The sequence below is a fragment of the Pseudonocardia ailaonensis genome, assembly GCF_039531635.1.
Lineage (GTDB): Bacteria > Actinomycetota > Actinomycetes > Mycobacteriales > Pseudonocardiaceae > Pseudonocardia > Pseudonocardia ailaonensis.
On record NZ_BAAAQK010000009.1, the window covers coordinates 457,413 to 483,475 of the forward strand.

General features: G+C 71.1%; 23 protein-coding genes and 1 pseudogene. 8 read left to right on the forward strand and 16 right to left on the reverse strand.

Annotation, left to right across the window (positions count from 1 at the left end):
* Positions 1–29: 29 nt before the first annotated feature.
* The 4 genes from ABD324_RS17990 to ABD324_RS18005 all read left to right on the forward strand — a co-directional run bounded on the left by ABD324_RS17990 (position 30) and on the right by ABD324_RS18005 (position 3,835).
* Entirely contained in the window at positions 30–944 is a 915-nt protein-coding gene (locus ABD324_RS17990; protein WP_344418106.1) for an SMP-30/gluconolactonase/LRE family protein, read from the forward strand.
* Positions 945–1,065: 121 nt separating this feature from the next.
* Positions 1,066–1,995 carry an LLM class F420-dependent oxidoreductase gene (locus tag ABD324_RS17995; RefSeq protein WP_344418108.1) on the forward strand — a complete coding sequence of 310 codons (930 nt, stop codon included), beginning with the start codon at positions 1,066–1,068 and terminating at the stop codon, positions 1,993–1,995.
* A gap of 14 nt (positions 1,996–2,009) precedes the next feature.
* Positions 2,010–3,011 (forward strand): NADPH:quinone reductase, encoded by a 1,002-nt coding sequence (locus tag ABD324_RS18000; protein ID WP_344418110.1) that lies wholly within the window; start codon positions 2,010–2,012, stop codon positions 3,009–3,011.
* Between the two features lie 17 nt (positions 3,012–3,028).
* Positions 3,029–3,835: an SDR family NAD(P)-dependent oxidoreductase gene (locus ABD324_RS18005; protein WP_344418112.1), complete on the forward strand. Its 807-nt coding sequence runs from the start codon at positions 3,029–3,031 to the stop codon at positions 3,833–3,835.
* An 80-nt stretch (positions 3,836–3,915) separates the two neighbouring features.
* On the opposite strand, the gene ABD324_RS18010 is transcribed toward ABD324_RS18005, so the two are convergent.
* The 10 genes from ABD324_RS18010 to ABD324_RS18055 all read right to left on the reverse strand — a co-directional run bounded on the left by ABD324_RS18010 (position 3,916) and on the right by ABD324_RS18055 (position 15,237).
* Complete coding sequence (locus ABD324_RS18010) at positions 3,916–5,280, reverse strand: NAD-dependent succinate-semialdehyde dehydrogenase (RefSeq protein ID WP_344418114.1); 1,365 nt, start codon at positions 5,278–5,280, stop codon at positions 3,916–3,918.
* A 184-nt stretch (positions 5,281–5,464) separates the two neighbouring features.
* The gene (locus ABD324_RS18015) at positions 5,465–7,714 is read right to left on the reverse strand and encodes an acyl-CoA dehydrogenase family protein (protein ID WP_344418116.1); all 2,250 of its coding nucleotides are present in this window, start codon (positions 7,712–7,714) and stop codon (positions 5,465–5,467) included.
* A gap of 48 nt (positions 7,715–7,762) precedes the next feature.
* Positions 7,763–8,962, reverse strand: coding sequence for an LLM class flavin-dependent oxidoreductase (locus ABD324_RS18020; protein ID WP_344418118.1), 1,200 nt, complete (start codon positions 8,960–8,962; stop codon positions 7,763–7,765).
* A 403-nt stretch (positions 8,963–9,365) separates the two neighbouring features.
* On the reverse strand, positions 9,366–10,466 hold the full coding sequence (locus tag ABD324_RS18025; protein ID WP_344418120.1) for an acyl-CoA dehydrogenase family protein: 1,101 nt from the start codon (positions 10,464–10,466) through the stop codon (positions 9,366–9,368).
* Between the two features lie 5 nt (positions 10,467–10,471).
* Entirely contained in the window at positions 10,472–11,692 is a 1,221-nt protein-coding gene (locus tag ABD324_RS18030; RefSeq protein ID WP_344418122.1) for an acyl-CoA dehydrogenase family protein, read from the reverse strand.
* A 14-nt stretch (positions 11,693–11,706) separates the two neighbouring features.
* Entirely contained in the window at positions 11,707–12,864 is a 1,158-nt protein-coding gene (locus ABD324_RS18035; RefSeq protein ID WP_344418124.1) for a thiolase C-terminal domain-containing protein, read from the reverse strand.
* Positions 12,861–13,271 carry a Zn-ribbon domain-containing OB-fold protein gene (locus ABD324_RS18040; protein WP_344418126.1) on the reverse strand — a complete coding sequence of 137 codons (411 nt, stop codon included), beginning with the start codon at positions 13,269–13,271 and terminating at the stop codon, positions 12,861–12,863. Before ABD324_RS18040 ends, ABD324_RS18035 begins: the two co-directional genes overlap by 4 nt.
* Positions 13,272–13,294: 23 nt before the next feature.
* Positions 13,295–14,212 (reverse strand): SDR family oxidoreductase, encoded by a 918-nt coding sequence (locus ABD324_RS18045; protein WP_344418128.1) that lies wholly within the window; start codon positions 14,210–14,212, stop codon positions 13,295–13,297.
* 156 nt (positions 14,213–14,368) lie between these two features.
* Positions 14,369–14,824: a MaoC family dehydratase gene (locus ABD324_RS18050; protein ID WP_344418130.1), complete on the reverse strand. Its 456-nt coding sequence runs from the start codon at positions 14,822–14,824 to the stop codon at positions 14,369–14,371.
* The gene (locus tag ABD324_RS18055) at positions 14,821–15,237 is read right to left on the reverse strand and encodes an FAS1-like dehydratase domain-containing protein (protein ID WP_344418132.1); all 417 of its coding nucleotides are present in this window, start codon (positions 15,235–15,237) and stop codon (positions 14,821–14,823) included. The genes ABD324_RS18050 and ABD324_RS18055 overlap by 4 nt, the downstream gene beginning before the upstream one ends.
* Before the next feature lie 214 nt (positions 15,238–15,451).
* Here ABD324_RS18055 and ABD324_RS18060 point away from each other — a divergent pair, with 214 nt between their 5' ends.
* The 3 genes from ABD324_RS18060 to ABD324_RS18070 are packed head-to-tail and all read left to right on the forward strand — an operon-like array spanning position 15,452 to position 19,830.
* Positions 15,452–17,758 carry a CaiB/BaiF CoA-transferase family protein gene (locus ABD324_RS18060; RefSeq protein WP_344418134.1) on the forward strand — a complete coding sequence of 769 codons (2,307 nt, stop codon included), beginning with the start codon at positions 15,452–15,454 and terminating at the stop codon, positions 17,756–17,758.
* A gap of 43 nt (positions 17,759–17,801) precedes the next feature.
* Positions 17,802–18,911 (forward strand): LLM class F420-dependent oxidoreductase, encoded by a 1,110-nt coding sequence (locus tag ABD324_RS18065; protein WP_344418136.1) that lies wholly within the window; start codon positions 17,802–17,804, stop codon positions 18,909–18,911.
* Positions 18,904–19,830, forward strand: coding sequence for an NADP-dependent oxidoreductase (locus ABD324_RS18070; RefSeq protein ID WP_344418138.1), 927 nt, complete (start codon positions 18,904–18,906; stop codon positions 19,828–19,830). The genes ABD324_RS18065 and ABD324_RS18070 overlap by 8 nt, the downstream gene beginning before the upstream one ends.
* Positions 19,831–19,847: 17 nt before the next feature.
* Here the strand turns inward: ABD324_RS18070 and ABD324_RS37295 are convergent.
* Positions 19,848–19,997 (reverse strand): annotated as a pseudogene (locus ABD324_RS37295) (transposase); the annotation flags it as partial.
* A 361-nt stretch (positions 19,998–20,358) separates the two neighbouring features.
* On the opposite strand from ABD324_RS37295, the gene ABD324_RS18075 reads away from it, so the two are divergent.
* Positions 20,359–21,675, forward strand: coding sequence for an MFS transporter (locus ABD324_RS18075; RefSeq protein WP_344418140.1), 1,317 nt, complete (start codon positions 20,359–20,361; stop codon positions 21,673–21,675).
* Positions 21,676–21,911: 236 nt separating this feature from the next.
* On the opposite strand, the gene otnC is transcribed toward ABD324_RS18075, so the two are convergent.
* Genes otnC through ABD324_RS18100 form a run of 5 tightly spaced genes read right to left on the reverse strand, consistent with a single transcriptional unit; the run spans position 21,912 to position 25,939 of the window.
* On the reverse strand, positions 21,912–22,538 hold the full coding sequence (gene otnC / locus ABD324_RS18080) for a 3-oxo-tetronate 4-phosphate decarboxylase (protein WP_344418142.1): 627 nt from the start codon (positions 22,536–22,538) through the stop codon (positions 21,912–21,914).
* The gene (otnK, locus tag ABD324_RS18085) at positions 22,535–23,779 is read right to left on the reverse strand and encodes a 3-oxo-tetronate kinase (protein WP_344418144.1); all 1,245 of its coding nucleotides are present in this window, start codon (positions 23,777–23,779) and stop codon (positions 22,535–22,537) included. Before otnK ends, otnC begins: the two co-directional genes overlap by 4 nt.
* Positions 23,776–24,447: a hypothetical protein gene (locus ABD324_RS18090; protein ID WP_344418146.1), complete on the reverse strand. Its 672-nt coding sequence runs from the start codon at positions 24,445–24,447 to the stop codon at positions 23,776–23,778. Before ABD324_RS18090 ends, otnK begins: the two co-directional genes overlap by 4 nt.
* Complete coding sequence (locus ABD324_RS18095; RefSeq protein ID WP_344418148.1) at positions 24,444–25,232, reverse strand: hydroxypyruvate isomerase family protein; 789 nt, start codon at positions 25,230–25,232, stop codon at positions 24,444–24,446. Before ABD324_RS18095 ends, ABD324_RS18090 begins: the two co-directional genes overlap by 4 nt.
* Positions 25,229–25,939, reverse strand: a complete 711-nt coding sequence (locus ABD324_RS18100; protein ID WP_344418151.1) for a substrate-binding domain-containing protein — start codon at positions 25,937–25,939, stop codon at positions 25,229–25,231. Before ABD324_RS18100 ends, ABD324_RS18095 begins: the two co-directional genes overlap by 4 nt.
* Between the last annotated feature and the right edge of the window lie 124 nt (positions 25,940–26,063).

Consider the following 26,063-nt stretch of genomic DNA (forward strand, 5'->3'; position numbering starts at 1 on the left):
CCGGTTCGCGGCCCGCCCGCAGGACCGCGGTGTCGGGTGAGCCGCTGGTGGCGGGCGTGTGCTTCGCCGAGGGGGCGCGCTGGTACCGCGACCGGCTCTGGTTCTCCGATGTCTTCGGCCAGCGCGTCGTCGCCGTCGGCCAGGACAACGAGCCCGAGACCGTCGCCCGCTTCTCGGGCACGGAGCTGCCGGTGGGGTTGGGCTTCCTGCCCGACGGTACCCCACTGGTGTCCAACCTGGACTATCCCGAGGTGCTGCGGATCGGGCCCGACGGCAGCTCCTCGGTCCACGCCGACCTGTCCGGTTTCGGTCTGGGCGTCGTCAACGACATGATCGTCGACCGGGCCGGGCGCGCCTACGTCGGCGCGGTCGGCCGCCGGGACGAGTACGCGGCGGCGGTGCCCGGCACCGGCGCAGTCCTGCTGGTGGAGCCGGACGGCTCGGCCCGCGTCGTGGCGGACGGGCTGACCGCGCCCAACGGGCCGTGTCTGACACCCGACGGCCTCTACGTCGTCTCCGAGCTGCCCGCACAGCGGCTCACCTCCTTCGAGCGGCACCCCGACGGCTCACTGTCCGACCGCCGGACCTGGGCCGATCTCACCCCCTTCCGGGCCGACGGCATCGCCGCCGACGCTGGCGGTGGGATCTGGACCTCCTCGACTGCCGACGGGCAGTACCGCCGCGTCCTGCCGGGGGGCGAGGTCACCGACATCGTGGAGATCCCGGGCCGTCGCGCGGTGGCGTGCTGCCTGGGCGGGGCGGACGGGCGGTCACTGTTCCTGCTGAGCAACGGGTCCAACGACATTGCCGTGCAGTGGGGCATCCGCAAGTTCCGCTCCGGCCGCCGGGGATTGCACCCCGGGCCGGCGATGACCGACCTGGCCGCACGGTGGTCCGACAACTCCCGGATCGATGTCGTGCGGGTCGACGTACCCGCCGACTGATGCCACAATCTATAGATATTACGGACCGCTGCGCCCCGAAGGATGGAGAACCACCGATGACCCCTACAGCTCCCCACCCTGCGACGCGCATCGCGTCGGCCGTCCGTGCGGCCGGCCCGGCATGAAAATCGGGGTCCTGTTCTACGTCACCGGGTACACCATCGACGCGATCACGATCGCGAAGGCCGTGGAGGACAGCGGCTTCGACTCCTTCTGGGTGCCCGAGCACGCGATCCTGCCCACGGCGTTCGAAACGGCCTACCCGATGACCGGTGGCGCCGTCCCCGAGGTCTACGGGCAGATGGCTGATCCTTTCGTCCTGCTCTCCTACATCGGCGCCGCAACCACGACGATCAAGCTGGGGCTGGGCGTCTGCATCGTCCCCGAGCACCATCCACTCCTGCTGGCCAAGGCGGTCAGCACGCTGGACAACTTCTCCGGCGGCCGCGTGCTCTTCGGCGTCGGCACCGGATGGGCCCGCGAGGAGGTGGAGCTGTTCGGCACGGACTTCGACACCCGCTTCCGCTATACCCGGGAGTCGGTCGAGGCGATGAAGGCCCTCTGGCGCGACGGCGTGGCCTCCTACAAGGGCACCCTCGTGGAGTTCCCGAGCGTGCGCTGCGACCCTCGGCCCGTCCAGACACCCCACCCGCCAGTGATCATCGGCGGCCGGCCGCGGAACGCGAACCTGGCCCGCCGGATCGCGCGCTGGGGGGACGGCTGGATCGCCACCGGCGAGTCGCCCGCCACCATCGCCGAGACCCGCCGGCAGATCGAGGCCGAGTGCGAGAAGATCGGCCGCGACCCCTCCGGGATCGAGATCTCGGCCATCGTCCGCGGCGCCACCCCGCAGATGCAGGAGGAGTACGCCGAAGCGGGCGCCTCGCGGCTGGTGGTCGCACTGTACAACCACTCCGGCGCCCCGGTCCACATCGGAGCGACGCGGGACGAGTACGCCCGGGTCGCAGCCGAGACCCATGCCGCGCCGCCGCCCACGCCCGAGCAGACGCTGCGCGCCTTGGAGGCCGTCCGCGTCTCGGCCGGGCTATAGACGCAGTGCGTGCCATGGCCTATCGACGTTTCAGCGACGTCCACGAGATCCGCCGCCCCGTCCCGGAACCCGGCGATGGCGAGGTACGGGTGCGGATCGGGGTTGCCGGGATCAACCCCGCCGACTGGAAGAACCGACTTCGATACACCGGCCACGCGCCGGTCGTCCCACTCCAGGACGGCGCCGGGGTGATCGATGCCGTCGGGCCCGGGATCGACGCCTCCCGCGTCGGTGAGCGCGTGTGGCTGTGGGAGACGGCCCGCCAGCGGTGCGGTGGCAGCGCCCAGGAGTTCAGTATCGTGCCGACGGAGAACGCGGTCCAGCTACCGGACGGTGTCGGTCTGGAGGTCGGCGCCTGTCTCGGTGTCCCTGCTGTCACGGCCCACAGGTGCCTCACCGTCGCCGAACGGGGGCCCGACCGCCTCACCCCGGGTTCGCTGGCCGGACAGACCGTGCTGGTGGCCGGCGGTGCCGGCGCCGTCGGGCACGCGGCAATCCAGCTCGCCCGTTGGGGCGGCGCCACGGTGATCACCACCGTGAGCACCCCGGACAAGGCGGCGCTCGCCGAGGCGGCGGGGGCACATCACGTCGTCCACCGCCGGGACGGCGATGCCGGGAGCGTCGTCCGGCAGCTCGCCCCGACGGGCGTGAACATCGCCGTCGAACTGGCGCCCGATCACAACACCGAGCTCGACCTGGGCGTGCTCGCACCCGGTGGAACTGTGGCTGTCTACGCCGGCCGGGCCGCGAACACCTTCTCGCTGGAGATCAGCGGGCCGATGATGCTCAATGCCCGCTGGCAGTTCGTCTCGATCTTCACGATGCCGCCGGCCGCGAAGCGCTGCGCGGTCGACGCCATCACCCTGGCTCTGGACGCCGGCGTCCTGGACGTGGGCCGCAGCGCCGGCCTGCCGCTCCATCGCCATCCACTGTCCGATCTCGGACGGGCGTTCGAGGCGGTCAAACAGGGTGCGATCGGCAAGGTCCTGGTCGACGTCTGCCCCGCACTCACCTGACATACCTGGAGGAAGACATGGAAGACGGCATCTTCGACGGAAAGGTGGCCGTCGTCAGTGGCGCGACCCGGAGCATGGGCGCTGCCCTGGTTCGGCGGCTCTCCGCCGACGGCGCCGCGGTGGTCGGCCTGGGGCGCAGCGACTCCGGTGAGACGATCGCCCGTCAGGTTCGCGACGCCGGTGGCCGGGCGATCTTCGTTCCCACCGACCTGACGTCCGAGCACGCCGTGCGCGCGGCGGTCGACACCGCGGTCGCCGAGTTCGGCCGGGTCGACATCGTGGTCAACAACGCGGCGGCCAGCGACGTGCTGCGCGGCGGCGGCGAGCGGCCCGTCGCCGACGAACCCACCGAGGTGTTCGACCGGCTGATGAAGGTCAACGTCTACGGCCCGTTCTTCCTGGCCAAGTACACCCTCCCGCACATGGTCGCGGCGGGTGGCGGTGCGCTGGTGGGGGTCTCGAGCATCAGCGCGCACCGCGTCTACCGCTCCTCGCCGGGGTACGCGACGTCGAAGGCGGCGCTCGAGGGCCTGAGCCGACAGATCGCCGTGGACTACGCCGAGCACGGCATCCGGTCGAACATCATCGTGCTCGGTTCGATCCACAGCGCCGAGACCGCGGCGACCTTCGCGGACCCGGTGAGGAACGCGGCCCGCCGGAACAACCGGATGATCGCCGACCCCGCCACGGTCGAGGACGTCGCCGAGCTCGTCACCTTCCTGGCCTCGCCCGCGAGTCGCTACATCACCGCTGCGCTGGTCCCGCTCGACGGGGGTGCCCTGGCCACCTACCCGGGCCCGGTCGCCTCGCGCACCAGCTCCTGACAGGAGTCCGGCCCTCCCCGCTGCGACGGGGAGGGCCGGATGTCCGAGGGCCGGGACCCGACCGGTGGAGCAGCGCCGTCTCAGCGTGGGGCGGGGGTGTAAATGAGCTTCTTGTTCACGAACTCCTCGATGCCCAGCGAGCCCAGCTCACGGCCGATCCCGGATCGCTTGGTCCCGCCGAAGGGCAGGTCGGCGGCCGAGCCCTGCGCGCTGTTGATCCACACCATTCCGGTGTCGAGCCGGTCGGCGATCTCCTCGGCCGCGCTCTGGTCACCGCCGAACACGACACCGCCGAGCCCGAACGGTGAGTCGTTGGCCAGCTCCACCGCGGCGTCGGCGTCGGGCACGCCGTGCACCACGGCGACCGGGCCGAACAGCTCCTCACGGTAGGCCCGCATCCCGGGCCCGACGTCGGTGAGGACGGTGGCCTCGACGAAGGAGCCGGGGCGGTCGACCCTGCGTCCGCCGGTGCGGACGATGGCACCCTGGTCAACGGCGTCGCGGACCTGCTCGAGCAGGCCCTCGGCGGCACGCTCGGACGACATCGGGCCGAAGCCGGAGGCGGGGTCCGTCGGGTCACCCGGCTGCAGTGCCGCCATCGCCGCCGTGAACTGTTCGACGAAGGGCTCGTAGTTGTCCCCGACGACGATGATCCGCTTCGAGGCGTTGCAGGCCTGACCCGCGTTGCCCATCCGCCCGGCGACCGCCGCCTTCACGGCCTTCGGCAGGTCAGCGGACTTGAGGACGATGAAGGGGTCGGAACCCCCGAGCTCGAGGACGCACTTCTTCAGGTTGCGGCCCGCGATCTCCGCCACCGCCGCGCCGGCCCGCTCGCTGCCGGTCACCGAGACGCCCGCGACCCGCGGGTCCGCGATGATCGCGGCCGCCTGCACGTTCGTCGCGAAGACGTTGGTGTACAGGCCTTCCGGTGATCCGGCGTCGCGGAAGAGTTCCTCGATCGCCGCAGCGGTCTCGGGGCACTGCGGGGCGTGCTTGATCACGAGCGGGTTGCCGGCCATCAGGTTCGGCGCCACCAGCCGGGCGACCTGGTAGTGGGGGTAGTTCCACGGCATGATGCCCAGCACCGGTCCAACCGGGTCCTTGCGCACGACCGCCGTGCCCCCGCCCCGCGGCGAGAGCGGCGTGTCGGCGAGGAACTCCGCGCCGTTGTCGGCGTAGTAGCGGAAGATCGACATCACGAGCTTCAGCTCACCCCGCGCCTCTCGGACCGGCTTGCCCATCTCCCGGGTCACGGCGACCGCGAGCTCGTCGATCCGCTCCGCGTACAGGGCGGCGACACGGTGCAGCAGGGCCGAGCGGTCGCCCATCGGGACCGCGCGCCAGACGCGGAACGCGGCGTGGGCGCCGGCGAGGCCGTTCTCGATGTCGGCATCAGTGGCAGTGGGGAACTCCCGCACCACCTCGTTGGTCGTCGGGTCGACCACACGATAGGCACCGTGCGGCGCGTCGTGGGGACCGGACTCCGGGGCAGCTGTCGCGCTGGTTGACATGGTCAGGTCTCTCCCTGTGTCGAGCGGGGGACGGTGTCCGACGCGGAACGGCGGCGGCGCGAGCACGACCGAGTCGGCGCGCCCGCGCCGAGCCCTCCATCGGGGAGCAGGCTCACCGTCAGCGACGAATCGGGCCTGCGGTGATCAACGGGAAGAGCTGGTCCACCGGGGCAGCGACGAACGTCCGCCCGACCCGCTGTGCCCAGCGGGCCTCGGTGCCCCACTCCTGCCGCCACGCCCACAGGCGTCGGGTGAACTGGTGCAGCGGGTACTCCTGGGTCATCCCCATGCCCGCGTGGATCTGGTGGGCGTGCGCGGTGACCGCAGTCGCGGCCCGGGCGGCCGTGACCTTGGCCGATGCGACCGCGAGCTCCGCCGTGGGCCCGCCCTCGGCGAGGCGCCCGATCGCCGCTTCGGCGGCAAGCGCGGCGAGCTCGGCCTCCGACACAAGCTGTACGAGCCGCCCGGACACGGCCTGGAAGGAGATGATCTCCCGGCCGAACTGCCGGCGCTGGTTCGCATACGTCGTCGTCAGGTCGGCGACCGCACGCAGCGCCCCCGCTGACAGCAGAGCCCGTGACAGGCCACCTCGCAGCTCCAGCTGCTGCACGGTCTCCGGCGAGATCGGCATTACGTGCTCTGCCGGGACCGGCACGCCGTCGAACACCATGGTGTCTCGTGGCTCACCGGCTACGTTGTGTCCCGATCGGATCTCCGCGGACCGCGGGTTCAGCACGACGAGAGCCGGCCCCTGCGAGGTGTCCACGATTGCCAGTACCCGCTCCACCCGGCCACCCCACGGCACCCGGTCCAACCGACCGGTGACCCGGTTGCCCGCGCCGATCCGCAGCGTGTCGGCCACGCCGGCCGTCGGCACGCTGACGGCTCCCTGGGGCAGCGCCAGCCCGGCGACCCCGTGCAGCCAACCCCCGAGCATCGAGGTCTCGGCAAGGGGCAACGCGACCGCGTGGTGGCCGGCGAGCCGGACGACTGAAGCGGCCTCCGCCAGGTCTCCCCCGGACCCCCCGACCGCCTCGGGCACCCCGACCCACTGAAAGCCCGAGGATGCGACGGCGTCCCAGCAGTCCACCGGCCAGCCGCTGGCCTCGGCCGCCTGGCGGGCGTCCGGCCCATTGCGCTCCTCGAACAGTTCGGTGAGCGTCTCCTCCAGTGGGCCGGGCTGTTCCTCGATGGCCCGCCCGGCGGTCCGGCCACGCAGCCGGCGGCCCGCGATCGAGCGCAGCACCTCGGTGGTACCGCCGGTGATCGTCCACGACGGAGCCATGACCAGCGCCCGCGCCAGCAGCACCTCGAACAGCGAGTCCGCCCCCGGATCCGGGTCCGCCTCGACGATCGCCTGCAGCTGCTCGACGACCTCCTGCTCGAAGAGGGTGCCGACGTCCTTCAGGATGGAGACCCCGAGGGGGTCGGCCTTGTTGCTGGACAGGCCCGGAGCAACCGAGAGTGCCAACTGCCGCAGCGCCCAGAAGCGTGCCCCTATCCGGCCGATGACCTCCTCGGCGCCGTCGACGTGACGCCGGCTCTCCGCCAGGTAGGCCTCGAACAGCGGCCACACGGCCATGAATCGCTCGGGCCCGGCCCGCTCGTGGGAGAGCTCGGAGTTCATGAGCTCCCAGCCGCTGCCGGGCTCGCCGATCACCAGCTCGTCCGGGACGGCGACGTCGTCGAGGAACACCTCGTTGAACCGGTGGCCGCCGTCGGGGAACAGGATCGGCCGCACAGTCACGCCCGGGGCGTGCAGGTCCACGAGCATCAGGGTCAGGCCCCGGTGCCGGTCACCGTCGGCTTCGCCGGTGCGGACCAACGTCGCCATCCAGTCGTTGGTGTGGGCCCCACTGGTCCACATCTTCGTCCCGGACAGGCTCCAACCGTCATCGGTCTTCGTCGCCCTGCACCGGACGGACGCAAGGTCCGAACCGGACTCGGTCTCGGAGAAGCCGAGAGCCATCGAGCACTCGCCTGCGGCGATCATGGGCAGGAACCGGCGTCGCAGCTCCTCGCTCCCGAACGCCATCAGCATCGGCGCGGTCTGCCGGTCGGCCACCCAGTGGGCGAGCAGCGGCGCCCCTGCGGCCAGCAACTCCTCGATCACCACGAACCGGTCGAGGTCACTACCACCATGCCCGCCGTACTCGGCGGGTACGGTCATACCCAGCCATCCCTGCGCCGCCAGCTTCCGGCTGAACCCGGGGGCGAAGTCCATGTATCCCGGCCCGCCGGCGACACCGGTCCCGTACCGGTCCGGGCGGGGCAACTCCTTCTCCAGGAACGCACGAACCGCCGCTCGCAGCTCCTCACCCTCGGTTCGCCCGGTCTCCTCGACCTCGGGCACCTGCTCACTCGCCATTGTCATCTCGATACCCGCCGTTGTCCGTCTCCTGCCGATGGGTCGACGTCAGGCCGGAGTGACGCCGGAGCCGGACACTGCCCGGGCGAGCTCCTGCTCGCCCGCCTCCTCCTGGACGGCCTCGCCGACCGCGGGGTTGTACACCGGCTCGTAGGCGTGCATCCGGGGCAGCACCTTCTCGGCGAACAGCCGCATGGAGCGCTCGGCCTGCTCGGCCGGCATCGAGGTCATCCGGAAGCTGAGGACGAACTCCTCGGCGCAGGTGGTGCGCTGGATGTCCAGCAGACGCTCGTAGACCTGGTCCGGCGTGCCCCACGCCTGTGGCCGGCCCGCACCGTCGAGGATCTCCTGCTCGCTGCGCACGTGGTCGCGCGCCTTGGCGTACTGCTCGTAGCCCTTGGTGGTCCGGAATCGCTCGATGTCGGCGAACTCGTAGTGCACGCGGCTGCTCTTGTTGCCCTCGAGGGTGTGCCGGGCCATCACGTCCCAGGCCTCCTCCTCGGTCTCGAAGCAGGCGGCCCGCACGACGACGGTCGGCTGCGTGGGCGCCCATCCGTGCTCGGCGCGGACGGCATTGAAGTTCCGGACGTCGCGGCCGTACTCGGCGAACGTCTTCTGGCCGGTCAGGAGCATGCCGAGCCCGCCGTGGGCGGCAGGGGGCAGCGACTCGGGACTCGCCCACGCGACCCGCATCCGGTCGAGGATGCGCTGCGGGTTGCGGAACATCGGCCGGATCGTGGTCTCCGGGACCTTGAAGATCTCCCCGTCGTAGGAGAACCACTCGTCGTTCAGCGCGGCCTTGATCACCTCGAGGCTCTCGTTGTAGCGCTGCCGGGACTCCCCCATCGGGATCCCGAACGCGTTGAACTCACGGATCGCGGCGCCGCGACCGAAGCCCAGCGTCAGCTGCCGGTCCTGCAGGAGGTTGTCCAGCATCGCGATCTGGTGCGCGACGTGCACCGGCTCGTGCCACGGAAGGACGGTCACCATCGTGCCCAGGTCGAGCGTGCGGGTCTTGCCCGCCATGTAGGTGAGATGGTTCAGCGCACCACCGGTCATGGCGTACGGCGAGGTGTAGTGGTCGATCGCCCAGTAGGAGTCGAAGCCGAACGGCTCGACCAGATCCGCGAGGGCGATGTCCTCGTCGTAGATCTGGGCGTCGGTCACGGCCGGTGGGCCGGGCTTCTTCGCGAGGTACCGATCCCAGTCGGTGTAGTTCTGGAAGTTGAAGTAGCACCCGATCTTCACGGAGGTTCCCTTCACCCGGGCGAGCCCGGCACTGAGGTCATGTGCTGCTCGGACCGACCGACACCGGTGATCCGGTGCACGCCACACTCCCGAGCCTGGTTGCGACGTGTCGCAGGACGGTTCGACAGCGGGTGTACCGGACAGGTCGGGCCCGTCCGGAACACGGTGGCGACGGCTCGGACGGATCGGGCCGGGTCAAAAGCAGGTAACAATTCGTACGGGACGAGCGTAGCCAGCGGAGGACGCGTCCGGCAAGAGAATCTATAGTTTTTTTCGAGCCTCGCGAACGGCGCCGGCAGAGCCTCAGGACACGTCGTGAGGGCTTGCCAGAGCCTCCCCGGCACTGGCGGCCGGTGCAGCAGCCTCAGAACTCGCCAGGAGCGGGCAGGATCACCTCAGCGGATCACGCGAGGCCGAGGCCCAGCGCCACCCGTTCCAGCCGCTCGGCCGGTTCGCCCAGGAGCACGTTGCCCGCGATCGCGTTCTTGAGATAGAGATGCGCATCGTGCTCCCAGGTGAAGCCGAGCCCACCGTGCAGGAGCATGGCGGTCTGTGCGGCGTCCGCATAGGTGCTCGACGTCAAGGCACGCACCGCGGCTGCCGTCGTCGGCTGTTCTGCCGATCCCTCGGCCTCCGCGGCCACGCGCAGGGCCGCATCGCAGAGACTCCACTGCGTGTACATGTCGGCGAGCTTGTGCTTGACGCCCTGGTAGGCCCCGATCGGTTGGCCGAAGGCGAATCTGGACCCGGCGTACTGGACCGTCATCTCCAGGCAGGCCCGAAGTGCGCCCACCTGCTCAGCGGCGAGCGCGAAGTCGGCGAGGTCGGCGAGCTGCGACAGGGCGGCGGTGGCGTCGCCGGCGAGCGGGCGCGCAAGGCAATCCTCGAGCTCGACGGAGGCGACGCTGCGGGTCGGGTCGATCGCGGGCGTCCGGGTGACAGAGAGCCCGGAGGTACCGCGATCGACGAGGTGCAGCTCCGATCTGCCCTCGCGAACCGCCTGCACGAGCAGCACGTCTGCCTCGCACCCGTTGAGGACGGCGTTCTTGCGCCCCGAGAGGCGGACCCCATCCCCGTCGTTCCGCGCCACTGTACGTGGCCTGTCCGGGATCCACCTCGGGGACTCCGCTTCGCTCACGGCCAGGGCCCCGAGCAGGGAGCCGTCCGCGAGGCGCGGCAGCAACTCCGCTTTGACATCCTCGTCGTCGGACGCCATCAGGGCTCCGCTCACGAGCACGCCCGACGCGAGCAACGGGGAAGGCACGAGACCAGCGCCCAGCTCGGCCAGCGCCACGGCGAGATCGGCCCACGAACCACCAGTGCCCCCGTGATGCTCCGGGACGATCAGCCCGGACAGGCCGAGCTCACCGGACAGGGTGCGCCAGACGTCCTGGTCGTAGGCTCGGCCCTCCGTGATCATCACGCGGATCGCCGAGAGCGGCGACCGCTTCGCCACGAAGGACCGGACGATCTCCGCGAGGCTGCGCTGCTCCTCGGTGCGCACCAGGCTCATCGGGTCGTCCTGATCTGGTCGAAGGGTGTATCCCGAGCGGCGATCCCGCCGTCCTTCGGCAGGCCCAGGATCCGCTCGGCGATGATGTTGCGCTGGATCTCGTTGGTCCCACCCGCGGTGGCCACCCCGGGCGCCGCGATGATGCCGAGCGCGGCGGCCGCGGTGCCGGGGGCGCCGAGGGCGATGTCCGGGCCCAGCAGCTCCTGCGCGAGGCGCGCCTGCCAGAGCCGCAGCTCGGCGCCGGCGAGCTTCGCCACCGATCCGCGCGCGCCCGCCTCGATCCCGGCCTTCACCTCGGCCTGCAGCACCTGCCCGTAGGCGAGCACCGCGGCCTCCCGGACGTGGGCGTCGGCGAGCTGTCGCCTGGTCACAGGGTCCGGCGGCCACCGGCGGCTGCGCACCAGCTCGGTCAGGGAGTCGAAGCCCAGGGCGTTGGCGCGGGTCTGCACCCGCGTGCCGATGGACACCCGCTCGTGGCGCAGCATGGCCACGGCGGCCTGCCAGCCGCGGTCCACCTCCCCCACGACCGCGTCCGCCGGCAGCGCCACCCCGTCGAAGAACACCTCGTTGAAGGGCGCCAGGCCGGTGGCCACGACAAGCGGGCGCACCGTGACGCCGGGCGCGTGCATGTCCACCACGAACATGGTGATCCCGCGGTGCTTCGGCGCGGACGGGTCCGTGCGGGCCAGCACCACCCCGTAGTCACTCCATTGAGCGTTCGACGTCCAGGTCTTCTGGCCGCTGACAACCCATCCGTCCGCGGTCCGCAGGGCCCTCGTCCGCAGGGCTGCGACGTCCGACCCGGCGTCCGGTTCGGAGAACATCTGGCACCAGACCTCGTCGCCCCGCAGCAGGGGCGGCAGGTACCGGGCCTTCTGCTCGTCGGTGCCCAGCTCCACGAGCGTGGGCCCGACCATCCCCATCCCGATGGATAGCGGGATCGTCGGCAGCTCGAAGTCCGCGGCGACCTGGTTGTAGGCGACCAGCTCGTCCGTGCTCAGCCCCTGCCCGCCGTACTCGCGGGGCCAGGTGATCCCGGCCAGTCCCGCATCCCACACCGCCCGCTGGAAGGCCTTGGCCTCCTGCAGCGGAGACGCGTCGGCGCGCGGCAGGTCCTCGGTGGACGAACCGGTGGGCGACCCGGCGGGCTTTGCCCGGTCCTGCAGGAAGGTCCGGACCCGCGTGCGGAACCCCGCGTCCGACGTGCTGGTGGTCATGTGGCTCCCTTCGCTCACGGCATCCGGGCGGACAGGATGAGGCTGCCCGCCGCCCCGAAGAACATCCCGACGCCCTGGACGAACCCGATCTCCACGTCGGGCACCTGCACGACGGCCTCCCCCCGGAGCTGGCGCACCGACTCCTGGATCGCGAACATGCCGTACATGCCGGTGTGGGTGTAGGACAGCCCCCCGCCGTTGGTGTTCATGGGTAGCGAGCCGCCGGGCCGGGTGTGTCCCTCGGCGACGAAGGGTCCGGACTCCCCGTGCCCGACGAACCCGAGGTCCTCGAGCATGTAGAGCGGGAGGTGGGCGAACGCGTCGTAAGCCATGAGGTGGTCGATGTCGGCGTGGGTGACCCCGGCCGTACCGAACGCCTCGGCGCCGGCGCGCCGGAAGGCGCCGAAGGACGAGACGTCGTCCATCTGCGCCATCAGCGACGACTCGCTCGCCTCGCCGCTGCCGAGCAGGTACACGGCCCGGGCCGCGCCGGGCAGGTCCGCCGCCCGCTCGGCGCTGGTGAGCACGAGCGCGCCGCCGCCGTCGGTGACGACGCAGCACATGTCGCGGGTGAAGGGGTAGGCCACGGGGGGCCCGTCGAGGACCTCCTCGACCGTCACCGGCTTGCGGCGGAAGGCCCGACGGTTGTCGACGGCCCACGCCCGCTGCGCCACCGCGACCTCGGCCAGGGCGCGGCGGTCCATGCCCCGGTCATGCAGGAACCGTAGAGCAGGGACGGTGAAGGAGGTGAAGGGCGCCGAGGACCCGAACGGCGCCTCGAACTGGCCCTGCAACGAGTCCGGGGCGACGGTGTACGGCGGGGCACCGACCCGGGAACGCCCTGACTGCCCGTGCGTCACCAGCACGACCGACGCCGCCCCCGCGGTGATCGCCGCAGCGGCGTGCCGCACGTGCAGCATGAAACTGCACCCGCCGACGGAGGTCCCGTCGAGCCAGCGGGGCACTACGCCGAGGTGGTGCGCGACCTCCACGACGTTGAGCCCGGCGGTCGCGATGCCGTCGATGTCCGCGACGGTCAGACCGGCGTCGGCCAGCGCGTTGCGGCCCGCCTCGGCGTGAAGCTGCAGCGCCGAGCGGCCCGGCACAACGCCGACCTCGTCGGTCTCCGCGGCGCCGACGACGGCAATGTTCCCTTCGTGCATCCCGCTCATGACATCTTCTCCTGTAGCCGGAAGACAGGGATCGCGCGCCCGCCCCGGTGCGCGAACTGGACGACGACCGGCGCGTCTAGGGGGAGCTGGGACGGGTCCGGATCCGACCCGACGATGGTGCTCAGCATGCGGGGCCCTTCGTCCAACTCGACCAGTACGATGATCGGGCTCTGGCCCACGAGACCGGGAGCCTGCCGGTGGTTGATGACGTAGGACGTCAGCCGTCCGCGGCCGGACACGCGGTGCCACGCGACGTTGGCAGAGGCGCAGTACCGGCAGAACGGGCGGGGATAGAAGTAGAACCGGCCGCAGTCGTCGCACTTCTGCAGCCACAGCTCACCCGCGGCGGCACCGTCCCAGAACGGGGCGGTCTCGGGCGTCGGCTCGGGGATCGGGCCCTCGGACATGATCGCCTCCCTCCGTACCGCGCTCAGCCCAGGTCCAGCTCGGCGTCCCAGCTGATCTCGCCCCACTTCGCCGCCGCCTCGGCGAGCTCGGTGACCTCCCAACGGTGCTGGACGGTGACCTTGTCGACGACGGTGTAGGGCTGGAAGAGCTGCACGGTGCCGGCCCGCACGAACGCGACCTTGCCGGCGACCGGGCAGTCTGCCGTGGCGAGGTAGGCGACGTACGGGGAGATGTTCGCCGGGTCGCCCTTGTCGAACCCGGTCTGCGCGGCCTCGGCCCGCCGGCGCTCCTGACGCTCCTCGAAGCCGGGGACGCCCTCGGACAGCCGGGTCACCGCGGCCGGCGCGATCGCGTTGACCCGGACGCCGTAGCGTCCCAGCTCCTTCTGCGCGATCTCGGTGAGCGTGGCGATGCCGGTCTTGGCCGAGCCATAGTTCGCCTGGCCGGCGGTGGCCAGCAGGCCCGAGGTGGACGAAGTGTTGATCACCGAGGCCTGCACCTGCGCACCGGCCTTGGACTGTTCCCGCCAGTACACCGCCGCCCACTTCAGCGGCGCGAAGTGACCTTTGAGGTGAACGCGGATGACGTCGTCCCACTCGGCCTCGGTCATGTTGACGATGGTGCGGTCGCGCAGGATGCCCGCGTTGTTCACCAGAACGTCGAGCTTCCCGAAGGTCTCGACGGCCGAGCCGACCAGGCTGCGTGCGCCGTCCCAATCCGAGATGTCGTCGCCGTTGGCGACGGCCTCGCCCCCGGCCGCGCGGATCTCGTCGACGACCTGCTGTGCCGGGCTCGCGTCGCTGCCCTCGCCCTTCGGGCTCCCGCCCAGGTCGTTGACGACGACCTGCGCGCCCTCACGGGCGAACAACAGCGCGTGCTCGCGGCCGATGCCGCGTCCCGCGCCGGTGATGATGGCGACGCGCCCGTCCAGTACACCCATGCCGACTCCTTCTCACCACACGGCCCGCAGACCGTCAGCGCACCGTGCTCATCGCCGCGCCGCCGGTCCGACATGGTCCGACGACACCCGCCTCGAGGGCGCGGCATCACAGGTCGCGAGCCGCCGGTCGAATCTATAGATATTTCCGAACCGGGGTCAAGACGTAGCTCCGCCGTCGCCCTCGGCGAGCTCGAAGGTCGCCCGGCCCACGATCGCGGCGGCGCCCGTCTGCCGCAGACAGGTGAGCTCCACCTCGACGAGCCGTCCGGTCTCTGTCGCCTCGACCGAGGCAATCCTGCCCCTGCAGGTCAGGACGTCCCCGGGCCAGACCTGCTCCTTGAAGCGCACCTGCAGGCCACGGAGCCGCTCGGCCCCCAGCCAGTCCACGGCGAAACCGGCGAGGACGCCCGCCTGGAACATGCCCACCGAGAACACACCTGGGTATCCCGCCGCCCGGGCGTACTCCTCGTCGTGGTGGATGGGATTGAAGTCCCCCGAGGCGCCCGCGTACCGGACGATGTCGGTCCGGGTGACGGGTCCGACGACCCTCTCGGCCGCAGTTGCCCCGACCTCAATCACCGAGGCCACAGAACCGGCTGTCCGACTGCTCACCGCGCACCCTCCTCGGCCGCCCGCTCCGTCTCGACCGCCGTCGAGATCGCCTCGGCGACCAGGACCCCGTCGGCGTCCCGGAACTCGGTGACAACGGTCATGAAGTGCAGTCCCCCGCCCCGGCGCCCCTCCTTGCGCCACTCGTCCCCAAGACGCTCGGTCACGGTCAGCACCTCACCGGCGGCCGGCACCCGGCCGTGGAACCGGAACTCCTCGCCGGCGTGCAGCACTCGCGTGCGATCCATCCGGTCCCCGATCACCGCCGGCTGGTCAGCGGGCTTCCAGAAGACCCGGGCAGCCAGGAACGTCGGCGGGATCACCGTCCCGACCTCGGCGGACCGGCCATGCCCGACCTGCGTCGCCACCGCGAACTCCCGCACCTTTCCGGGCTCGAGGGGAAAGGAATAGCTCACGGACCACCTCCTTCTCGCCGACAACGGCGAACTCCGACACCGCCCCGGACGCCCCCACCACCACCCGCCGGGTGACCGGTGAGAGGACGGCCGGTCCAGCCTTGACGCTCCCATGACCGGCCACTAATGTAACGAATCTATAGATTCCGTCAAGCAGGGTGGGCCCCAGCCCGTTCATCGAGGAACCCCTCCGCCGCCACCCCAAAGGTGTCACATGGACGTATTTCACGACATTCGCGTGCTCGACCTGACCGGTGGTGTCGCCGGGCCCCTCGTCGGGATGTTCTTCGCCGACTTCGGCGCGGACGTCGTCAAGGTGGAGGGGCCCGAGGGGGACCCGGCCCGGTCCCGGGCGGGCTTCGCCACCTGGAACCGGGGCAAGCGCGGCGTCGTCGTCCCGGCCGACGATCCGGCCCGGGTCGCGTGGCTCGGGCGACAGGTCGCCGGAGCCGATGTCCTCATCGTCACCGGGGGGAACCAGCTCGCGCGGTACGGCCTGGACCGGGACGAGCTCCTTTCCCGGCACGGCCGCCTGGTCGTCGTCGAGCTGCCGCCGTACCTGCCCGGGTACACCCCCTGGTCGGGCGGCGCCGAGTCCGCCGCACTGCTCGCCACACTCGGCGGGCAGGCCTGGCGGCAGAGCTCGATGTCCGGCCACCCCGTGGACTCCGTCTACCCGACGACGCTCTACTGCCAGGGCCTGTGGGCCACCGTGTGCACGGTCGCGGCGCTGCTCGAACGGGAGAGCTCCGGGTGCGGGCAGCGGGTGACCGTGTCCGGGGTCAACGGGCTCATGCAGCTGCTCACCTCCGCGTTCACCGTCAACCCGGACGCGCCGGACGTGTCCACCGCCGTCGGCACCGGGGGACGTCATCCCGCGTACACCCGATTCCTCACCGGAGACGGCCGGTGGATCGCCTCGGGCGCCCTCGGTCCGAAGTTCGAGACCGCGCTGCTGCATGTGCTCGGGCTCTCGGAGATGCTCGACGACGAGCGTCTGGAGGGCAACACCCGGGGGCTCGTGCAGCCCGAGAACCTGGCGTGGGCCAAGAAGAAGATCTCCGATGCCTTCCTCCGTGCGTCGGCAGACGAGTGGGTCGAGGCCCTGCAGGGCGCGGGCATCCCCTGCGTGGTCGTCGCGGACCGGTCCGGGTGGCTGGACCACCCGCAGGTGCGGGCGATCGGCATGCGCGAGGTGGTCCAGGACCCCGAGCGGGGAGAGGTCGTCATGCCCGGCGTCCCGATCCGGATGACGGCGTCCCCCGGACGGGTGCGCGGTCCCGCACCGATGCTGGGCCAGCACTCCGACACCATCGAGGACTGGAGCGGCCGGACCGGCGCCCCCGCCCGTGGCCCCGTCCGGCCAGGCCCATTGCACGGCCGGCGAGTCGTCATCACCGGCGCCTTCGTCGCCACCCCGTTCGCCGGACTGCTGCTCGCGGAGCTCGGCGCGGACGTCATCAAGGTCGAGCCCACAGGAGGCGACCCGTTCCGCGACAATGCCTACGCGGTGAACCGGGGGCTGCGCAGCCTGGCGATCGACCTCCGCTCCCCCGCCGGGCTGGCCGCTTTCCACCAGGTCGTCGCAGGATGCGACGCCGTGGTCGACGGACTGCGGCCCGGAGTCACCACCCGCCTCGGCATCGACCGGGCGTCGCTGCTCAAGGCCAACCCCGCGCTCGTCGTCGTGTCCATGTCCGCCTACGGGGACATCGGGCCGATGAGCCGGCTCGGCGGAGTCGATGTGGTCGTCCAGGGGTTGTGCGGCATGATGCGCGCCGAAGGAGGCGACGGGGAGCCGGCGGTGAACACCATCGCCGTGAACGACAACGCGACCGCGGCGATGTCGGCGCTGGCGGTGACACTCGGCCTGCTGCACCGCGAGCGCACCGGGGAGGGCCAGCAGATCCACGACTCCCTGATCGCCACGGCGACTTACCTCCAGAGTGGCGAGCTGACGACCTTCGCCTCGGCACCGGATCCCACCATCGGCCGGGACGACTTTCCGGGGCCCGGGCAGTTCGACCGGCTCTACGAGGTGAAGGACCGCTGGATCCGGATCGCGCCCCGCCCGCAGGGGGACACCGGTCGTCGGCTGGGCGCGGCTCTCGGCATCCAGAGTTCCGATCTGGTGTCCCGACCCGAGGAAGCCCTCACGGAGGCCTTCGCACGAATGAGCTCCGACGAGGCGATGGCCACGTTGCGCACGGCCGACGTCCCCGCCGTCATCGCTCGGAAGATCGGCGAGGTGATCCGCGACCCGCGGCTGCTCGAAGCCGAGTTCCTGCACGTGGTCGGCGCGTCCGACGGGCGGTCGTGGATCGCCGCACCCGGCCGCTACGCAACCTTCAGTCGCACGGCTCGCTCCGGTCCGCTGATCCCGCCCGGCGTCGGGGAACACTCCCGGGCGATCCTGGCCGATGCCGGCCTCGCCGCAGATGTGGTCGAGGAGCTCGTGGCCACGGGGCTCGTCACCGACGGCGTCCCCCTGCAGCGGGCCATCGCCACTGCGTACAGATGAGCCCACCCCCACTCCCCCGCACCCCACCCACCCGGAGGCTTTCGTGAAGCTCGGCCTGTCCATCGGCTACTCGGGGCGGAGCCTGGAACTCCCTCTGGACACAGTGCTCCTGGCGGAGCAGCTCGGCTACGACTCCGTGTGGACCGCGGAGGCGTACGGCAGCGACGCCATCACGCCCCTGGCATACCTGGCCGCGAAGACCGACCGCATCCGGCTCGGGACGGCGGTCATGCAGCTCGCGGGCCGAACCGCAGCGATGTGTGCGATGCAGGTCCAGACGGTCGACGCTCTTGCCGGCCGCGGACGGGTGGTCGCCGGGCTCGGCGTCTCCGGGCCGCAGATCGTCGAGGGTTGGTACGGCGAGCCCTGGGGCAAGCCGTACTGGCGGCTACGGGACTACGTCACCATCATGGGCAAGATCTTCGCGCGGGAGAGCCCCGTCGAGCACGACGGGCACGAGATCGTCCTTCCCTATCCCGCCGATGCCCCGGGTGCCTCCGGGCTGGGCAAGCCCCTCATGTCCATCCTGCACCCGAACCCAGCACTGCCGATCTGGCTGGGGGCAGGCGGCCCGGCGATGACGCGGCTGGCGGGCGAGCTGGGACAGGGGCTGCTGCCGCTGCGCATGTGGCCGGACTCGATGGCGGAGATCGGGCCGCTGCTCATGGAGGGTTTCGCCAGGGCCGGCGGGGGCAAGTCCTGGACGGGCTTCGAGATCCAGCCCACCATCGACGTGCTCGTCACCGACGACGTCGAAGGTGCGCTCGCGGCAATAAAGCCGCGCATCGCCCTCTATGTGGGAGGCATGGGCGCACGTGAGCAGAACTACCACAATGCGCAGATGGTCAAGGCCGGGTATTCCGACGAGGCGGCCCAGATCCAAGAGTTCTTTCTGGCCGGCCGCAAGGCCGAAGCTGCAGACGCAGTGCCAGATGCCTACATCGACGGGCGTGTCCTCGTCGGCCCACCCGATCGGATCCGGGAACGGTACGTTGCATGGGCCGAGTCCGGCATCACAGGACTGACGGTCAACAGTACCCAACCGGCGGCCCTACGGCTCATGGCCGAGGTCGCCGCGGAGACACCAGCAATCGGACCGGTCAAAGCGATGGAACGACTCGCGCAGAAACCTGCAGTCCAGGAACGTGCGTAAACGGATCATGCGAGCGTACGGCTTCACCGACACTGGCGGGCCGGATCGGGAAGCTTTCCTCGAGGTGCCGGTACCCGAGCCAGGACCCGGCGAGCTCCGTGTCCGTGTCCGCGCCGCGGGAGTCAATCCCGGCGACTGGCGGCTGCGCCAGGGCTTCTATGGCGCCGTCGGGCGGGCCGTACTCGGACGAGAAGTGGCCGGAACCGTCACGGCCGTCGGCGAGGGTATCACCAGGTTCGCGGTGGGTGACGAGGTCTTCGGCGGCTGCCCCGGCATGGTCGGTGGTTTCGCCCCGGAGGCCGTCGTCACCGCGTCCTTCTGCGCGCACCGGCCGACCGGGGTGAGCCCCGAGAACGCCGCCGTGCTGCCCGTCGCTGCCGGCACGGCCTGGGACGCGCTGAACCAGCTGGACCTCCCCGAGGGCTCGACGCTGCTGGTCAACGGCGCCGGCGGCGGCGTCGGGATCCCGACCGTCCAGCTCGCTCGTGCCCGCGGGCTGCGTGTGATCGGTACGGCCAGCCCCGCCAAGCACGACGATCTCATACGGTTCGGCGCGATCCCGGTGGCCTACGACGACGACGTCCTCAACCGGATCCACGCCGCCGCCCCGGGCGGCATCGACGCGGTACTCAACATGGCAGGCCGCAAGGCGCTGAGGACCGTCGCCCCACTGGTTGCCGATCCGGCCCGGCATCTGCGTTCGGTGTCCAACTGGGACCTCGTAGCGCAGCTGGGAGGCACCAACGTCACCCGCGACCGGAGCACCGCGGTCTTGGAACAGCTAGGGCACCTGGTGGCTGCCGGCGCGCTCGACCCGTTGGTCACGGATGTGCGCCCGTTCGACGACGCTCACGCCGCCCTCCGGCTCGTTGAGGACGGGCACAGCCTCGGGAAGGTCGTTCTTGCGATCGATTCCTGATCGGCCGTTGCGCTGATGCCGTCCTCGCGGTCGGCGATCTTCGACCAGCGTGAGAGGCAGGACTCCGAGATCCCGAAGTTCCGAGCGACCTAGGCGATGGACTGGTCGCCCTGGCGGGCGACGGCGATCACGTCGCGGCGAAACACCTTCGGGAACGGCTTGGGCACGATGACGATTCTTCCAGCGAGGAGCACGTCCTCACGGATCTGAAGTCTAACCGAACCCTGGCAGTCCCTCTCGTCGACTCTCGCTGTCGGGCGCGGTAACCGTCCTGGCCGTGGGCCGACGTGAGCCAGGCGATCCGCCGCCAGTGCTCCCGCGACGGGATCGGCCCATCACCGTCCCAGGCCGTGTCGAGGCTCAGCAGCACCGCGGCTGCCAGCGTCCCGTCGACGACGGTGATGATGCCTCATCCCGTTCAACGCTTAACGCGAACGTTGCAATAGTACTTGGCGAAAGACTATACTATTGTGTCTCACGGTGTTCCGCGATGGGCCATGCCCCCGACATCTGCCGAGAGGATCCCGAGTGACATCCGCTGAATCTGCCCACGTGGTGCAGAGCTCATCGCCGAGCGAGACCCGCAAGGTCACCGTCGCCGGAGCGATCGGGTTCTTCGTCGAGAACTACGACAACTCGGTCTACGGCTTCCTCGCCGGCATCATCGCGATCGTCTTCTTCCCGCAAGGGGCGGAGGCCGTCGCGCTGCTCTTCACCTTCGGCATCTTCGCCGTCTCGTTCGTCTTCCGGCCGGTCGGCGGGGTGCTGCTGGGCATCATGTCCGACCGAGTGGGCAGGCGTCCGGCCATGGTGCTCGCCCTGACCCTCATGGCCGGGGCGACGACCACCATCGGCCTGCTGCCCGGATACGCCTCCTGGGGCATCGGCTCCGTGCTGCTCCTACTCCTCCTGCGCCTCATCCAGGGTGTGTCCGTGGGGGGCGAGGTCTCCGCGGCCATGTCGTTCGTCGGCGAGCACGCGGAGCCGCGCAAGCGGGGCTTCCTGATGTCGTTCCCGCAAGCGGGCAGCACGCTGGCCAACCTCGTGGGCAGCGGCTCAGCCTTCCTCCTGACCTCGACGCTCTCGCCCGCGGCCATGGAGAGCTGGGGCTGGCGCATCCCGTTCCTCATTGCAGCACCGCTGGGCATCATCGGCTTCTACATCCGCCAGAAGCTCGAGGACACCCCGGCCTTCACCGCGATGCGGGATGAGGGCAAGATCGCGCGGAACCCTCTGCGCGACGCGTTCGCCCGGGAGAACCGCCGGCGACTCGTCCTGGCATTCACCCTTCCGATGCTGAACAGCGCGGGCTTCTTCGTGATCTTCGTCTTCATGCCGACGTACCTCACGAGCCAGCTCAAGTTCACCCGTCCTGCGGGCCTCCTGGTCGCCGCCGTCTCGCTGGCCTGTGCGACGGTGGCCATCCCGTTCTTCGCGCGGATCTCCGACCGCATCGGGCGACGGCCGGTCATGATCACGTCCTGTGTCGCGATCATCGTCCTGTCCGTTCCCGCCTACCTGTCGCTCAACGCGGGGAGCGAGGCACTGGCGATCGTTGCCGGCGCGGTCCTCGGTCTCGCCTTCGCGGGCAACTACTCGGTCATGCACCCGATGATGCTCGAGCTGTTCCCTTCGAACGTGCGCACCACGGCCTATGCGCTGGGGTACAACGTCACCACCGCCGTGCTGGGTGGGGCCGCGCCGCTCATCCTGACCGCCCTCTACGGCTCGACGGGCAACCTGCTCCTGCCTGCGTTCTTCGTCATGGTGTCCGCGGTCGGGACCGCGATCGCGGCCTACAAGAACGACGAGACCACGGGCCGTTCGCTGACCGACTTCGTCTAGAGGCCCTGCCGGGAGACCGGGTACCCATTTCTACCGGAACCCTCCGGCAGCGATCCGCTCCGGACAACTCGCCCGGACCGAGGGTGTGCAACACCTCGGTCCGGGCGAGATCATGATCGGACGGATCACGGTTCGGCCAGGATCGGGACTGGTCATCCTGCGTCACCCGGACCGACGACGGCCCCACCACCCTGGCGAGTGGTGGGGCCGTCGTCGATGTGGAGGGAGCCGGAACGTCAGGGAGCGAGCGCGGCGGCCTGCTTCTCGGTGAGCGGATTGACCGGCAAGCCACGCAGGAGGAGGAACAGCTTCGCCGTCTCCTCCAGCTCCTCGAGGGCGTCCATCGCCGCGGCAAGGCTGGCCCCTGCGACGACCGGACCGTGGTTGCTCAACAGCATGGCGTGGCGCGTGGCCGCGGTCGTCTCGGCGTGCGCCGCCAACGAGGTGTCGCCAGGAGCGTGGTAGGGCAGCAGGGGTAGCCGGCCGACCCGCATCGCGTAGTACGCGGTCAGCGGCGGCAGGGCGTTGGTGATGTCGAGGCCGTTCAGGCAGGACACGGCCGCGCTGTGCGTCGAATGCGTGTGCACGACGGCGTGCGCGCCCGGCCGGGCGCGCAGTATCGCGGCGTGCAGGAACGCCTCCTTGGACGGCTTCGGCCCGGACCGGTGCACCCCGCGGTCGTCGACGAGCGACAGCTCGTCCGCCTCGACCGTGCCCAGGCTCGACCCGGTCGGCGTGACGAGGATGCCGTCGGCCGTCCGGACGGAGATGTTCCCGGTGCTGCCGTGAGTCAGACCCCGCGTGAACAGGGACCGGGCGACGCGGACGATCTGGTCCGCGGGTGCCTCGTGGGTCGGCGTCATGCGCTGCCCTCCGACGCGGAGAGCAGGAGGTCGGGTTCGCCGAAGTTCCCGGACTTGAGCAGCACGTCGAGGTCCTGGTCCGTGTGGATCCACGGCACGCCCCGGGCGGCCTCGACGCCGACGATGCCGCCGCGGACCCCCAACGCCGCCACCACCGATCCCGACGTCTCGCCGCCCGCGGCCACGAACCGGGTCACCCCCCGATCGCGCAGACCCTCGGCGACGCGTCCGATGGCGGCCTCGAGGATCTCCGCCGAGCGCTCCACCCCGAGCTTCTCCTGCACCTCGTGGAGCTCCGGCGGAGGCAGGGACGAGTAGATCAGCGGGGCCGGGCCGGTCGGGAGCGCGTCGTACCACTCGAGTGCGCGCCGCGCGAGGTGCTCCGGGTCGTCCGACTCGAGCGCGTCCAGCCGGTGCGCCGGGCGCTCCGCCTGCAGCACGCGGTCGATCTGCTCGAGCGTGCGGCGCGAGCAGCTCCCCGCGAGAACGGCGGCCCGGCCCGCCGGCACGCTGTCGTTCCGGCCGTTCCGCGACGCGCGGGCCCCGCCCCGCACCCGACCGATCGCGCCGGCAAGGCCCGCGGCACCGGCCACGAGCGGCGCGTCGAGGACCGCCTGGGCGATCGCGAGGAGATCGACCTCGGACGCGGCGTCGGGGAACAGGTAGCGCGTGCCGCCGCGGGCCGCCTCCACCTCGCTCCGGATCGCGGCCGCACCCCGCGCGACGACGTCGTGACCGATGACGGCGCTCCCGCCCTCGGCCTGCGCGTCCATGAGCCGGGTGAGCGCGGAGTCGCGCATCGGTGTGAGCGGATGGTTCCGCATGGACGACTCGGACAGCAGGACACCGTCGACGAAGAGGTGGCCGTGGAACGTCGTCCGGCCGTGCTCGGGCGAGGCCGGCGTCGTCACCACGACGTCGACCTGCACCAGCCCGACGAGTGCGTCGAGGACCGGCCCGATGTTGCCGTTCGCAGTGGAGTCGAAGGTGCTGCAGTACTTGAAGTACAGCTGCGTCGCGCCCATCGCCTGCAGTGCGTGCGCGGCGGCGAGCGACTGCGCGACCGCGCCGTCGGCTGCGATCGTGCGGGACTTCAGCGCGATCACCACGACGTCCAGGCCCTCATCGACGGCCGTCGACTCGGGCGTTCCGAAGTAGACACCGGACCGCAGCCCCGCCCTACGGAACGCCACGGCGACGTCGGTGGCCCCGGTGACGTCGTCGGCGATGACACCGATCATCGGGCGACCTGCTCGCACCCGAGCCGACGGAGGGCCTCCGCCGCGCTCACGGGTCCGGAGACGACGGGAATGCCGATGGCCTCCTGCAGGGCGTCGTGCGCGGGTGCGAGGGAGTACTGCGCGAGGAAGACGACATCGACATCGGCGGGCCGGTCGGCGCATGCCTCCGCCAACGCGGCGACCAGCGCCTCCTGGTCACCGGACCGGGTCGCGGTCATCGCCGCGGGCACCGAGCGGCCGACGACGCGGGCGCCACTGCCCGCGGCGCGCAGGGCCGTCTCCAGGCGCAGCACCGAGTCGTCGCGCGCGTTGTCGAAGGAGGCCAGCACGAGCACGGACGCGTAGCCGGTGGCGATGTCGACGAAGGCCGCCTCGTCGGGCGCCATCACCGGCACGGCGGCCTGCGTCTGCTGCGCGACCGGGCCGTACAGCGAGCAGGTCAGCAGCACCCCGTCCGCGTCCTCCGATACGGCATGCGCGATCAACCGCTGCATGCGCTCGCGTAGGGCGGCGTCCAGACCCCCGCGGCCGTCGGCGTCGTCGAGCAGCCGATCGTCGAGGATGTTCCACACCACCACGTCGGGCAGGGCCGCCTGCAGCGCGGCCTGCGCGGGCGGGATGGCTGCGGGCACGGCGCTGATCAGCGCGATCTTGAGGGCAGCGCTCATCTCGCAAGCTCCTTCATCCAGGTGAGCCCGGCCACGGTCTCGGTGGCGGGGCGGTACTCGCACCCGATCCAGCCGTCGTACCCGGAGGACTCGATGACCCGGAACAGGGTGCCGTAGGCGATCTCGCCGGCGCCGGGCTCGCCACGCCCGGGCACGTCGGCGATCTGCAGGTGGAACGTGATGTCGCGGTACTTCTCGAACGTCCGCACGAGGTCGCCCTCGTCGATCTGGAGGTGGTAGAAGTCCATCAACAGCCCGACGACGTCCTTACCGACGGCCTCCACGACCGCAGCGGCGCGGGCCTGCGTGGTGAGGACGAAGCCGGGCGCGTCGCGCTTGTTCTGCGTCTCGAGCAACAGCCGGACACCGGTGCCGCGGGCCTGCTCGGCCGCCCAGGCGACGTTGGCGACGTAGCGCGCGAAGGCGCGGTCCGCGCTCACACCCTCCGGCACGACCCCGCCCACGAGGTGGAGGAATGCCGCGCCCAGGGCGGTCGCGTACTCCAGCCCGCGCAGGACTCCCTCGCGGTACTCCTCGACCAGGTCGGGAATGCAGGCGTTGCCGGAGCGGGCTGGCGAGCCGGCCGGACCCATCGGGGTGTTGATCAGGACCTGCTCGAGTCCCGCGTCATCGAGCAGGGTGTGCAGCTGCCGGGCCTCGTATTCGTAAGGGGACGCGTACTCGACACCGGTGAAGCCGGCACGGGCGGCCGCCTCGAACCGCTCGGGGAAGGGCAGCTCGGTGAACAGCCACTTGAGGTTCGCGTCGAAACGCAGGCCGGTCATGAGGTCAGCACCCGGCTCACCGGCTCGAGGGCCGTCAGCCGGTACGCCTCGTCCGCCTCCGCGCTGCCGAGGAACTCGACGAACGCCGCCACATCGGCGTTGCCCGCGGAGGCCGCGGCCGTCCCGGCCGAGAACTCGGTCCACTTCTGCAGCTCGTCGGGGAAGGGGCCGACGATCTCGGCGCCCGCCACGTACAGAAGCTCGCTGAGCTGCTGGACGGCGAGGTCGGCCACACCGCTCTCCAGGGCCGTCGCGGTGAAGCCCTTCTCGAGCGCGGTGGCCCCGGGGAGTACGACGTGGGCGAGACCGAGCCGCGTCACCAGCTCGACGAAATAGATGCCGCTCTGACCCGTCTGCGAGTACGCGACCGAGCGCGCGGACGCCAGCGCGGCCACGAACTCGTCCGTGGTCCCGATCGCAGGGTGCGCGGCACCGCGCGCCACGGCGAGTCCGATCCCGGCCCGGACGATCGGGCGCGGGCCGGGGGCCACGACGCCTCGCGCGACCAGGTCGTCGAACGACGGGGTGGCCGCGATCATGACGTCGAAGGTCTCGCCGGCGTCGAGGCGCCGGAGCAGTGCCACCGTCGGGTCGTACACGGGGACGATCTCGACCCCGGTGCGCTCGGTGAAGGCAGCGAAGAGGTGGTCGTCGAACGCCTTGCGCGTCGCCAACCCGCTCATCATGACGATGGATCGATCGGCCATCGGTGGTCCTCCTTGCTCGGCGGTCGGGCGGCGGCGGGGCCCGGCGACACGTCCGTCTCACCCCCGCCGCCACGCGATGCACGCCCGGCGCCGCCACGGGGGCGATGCCGAGCGCGTTCCGCCG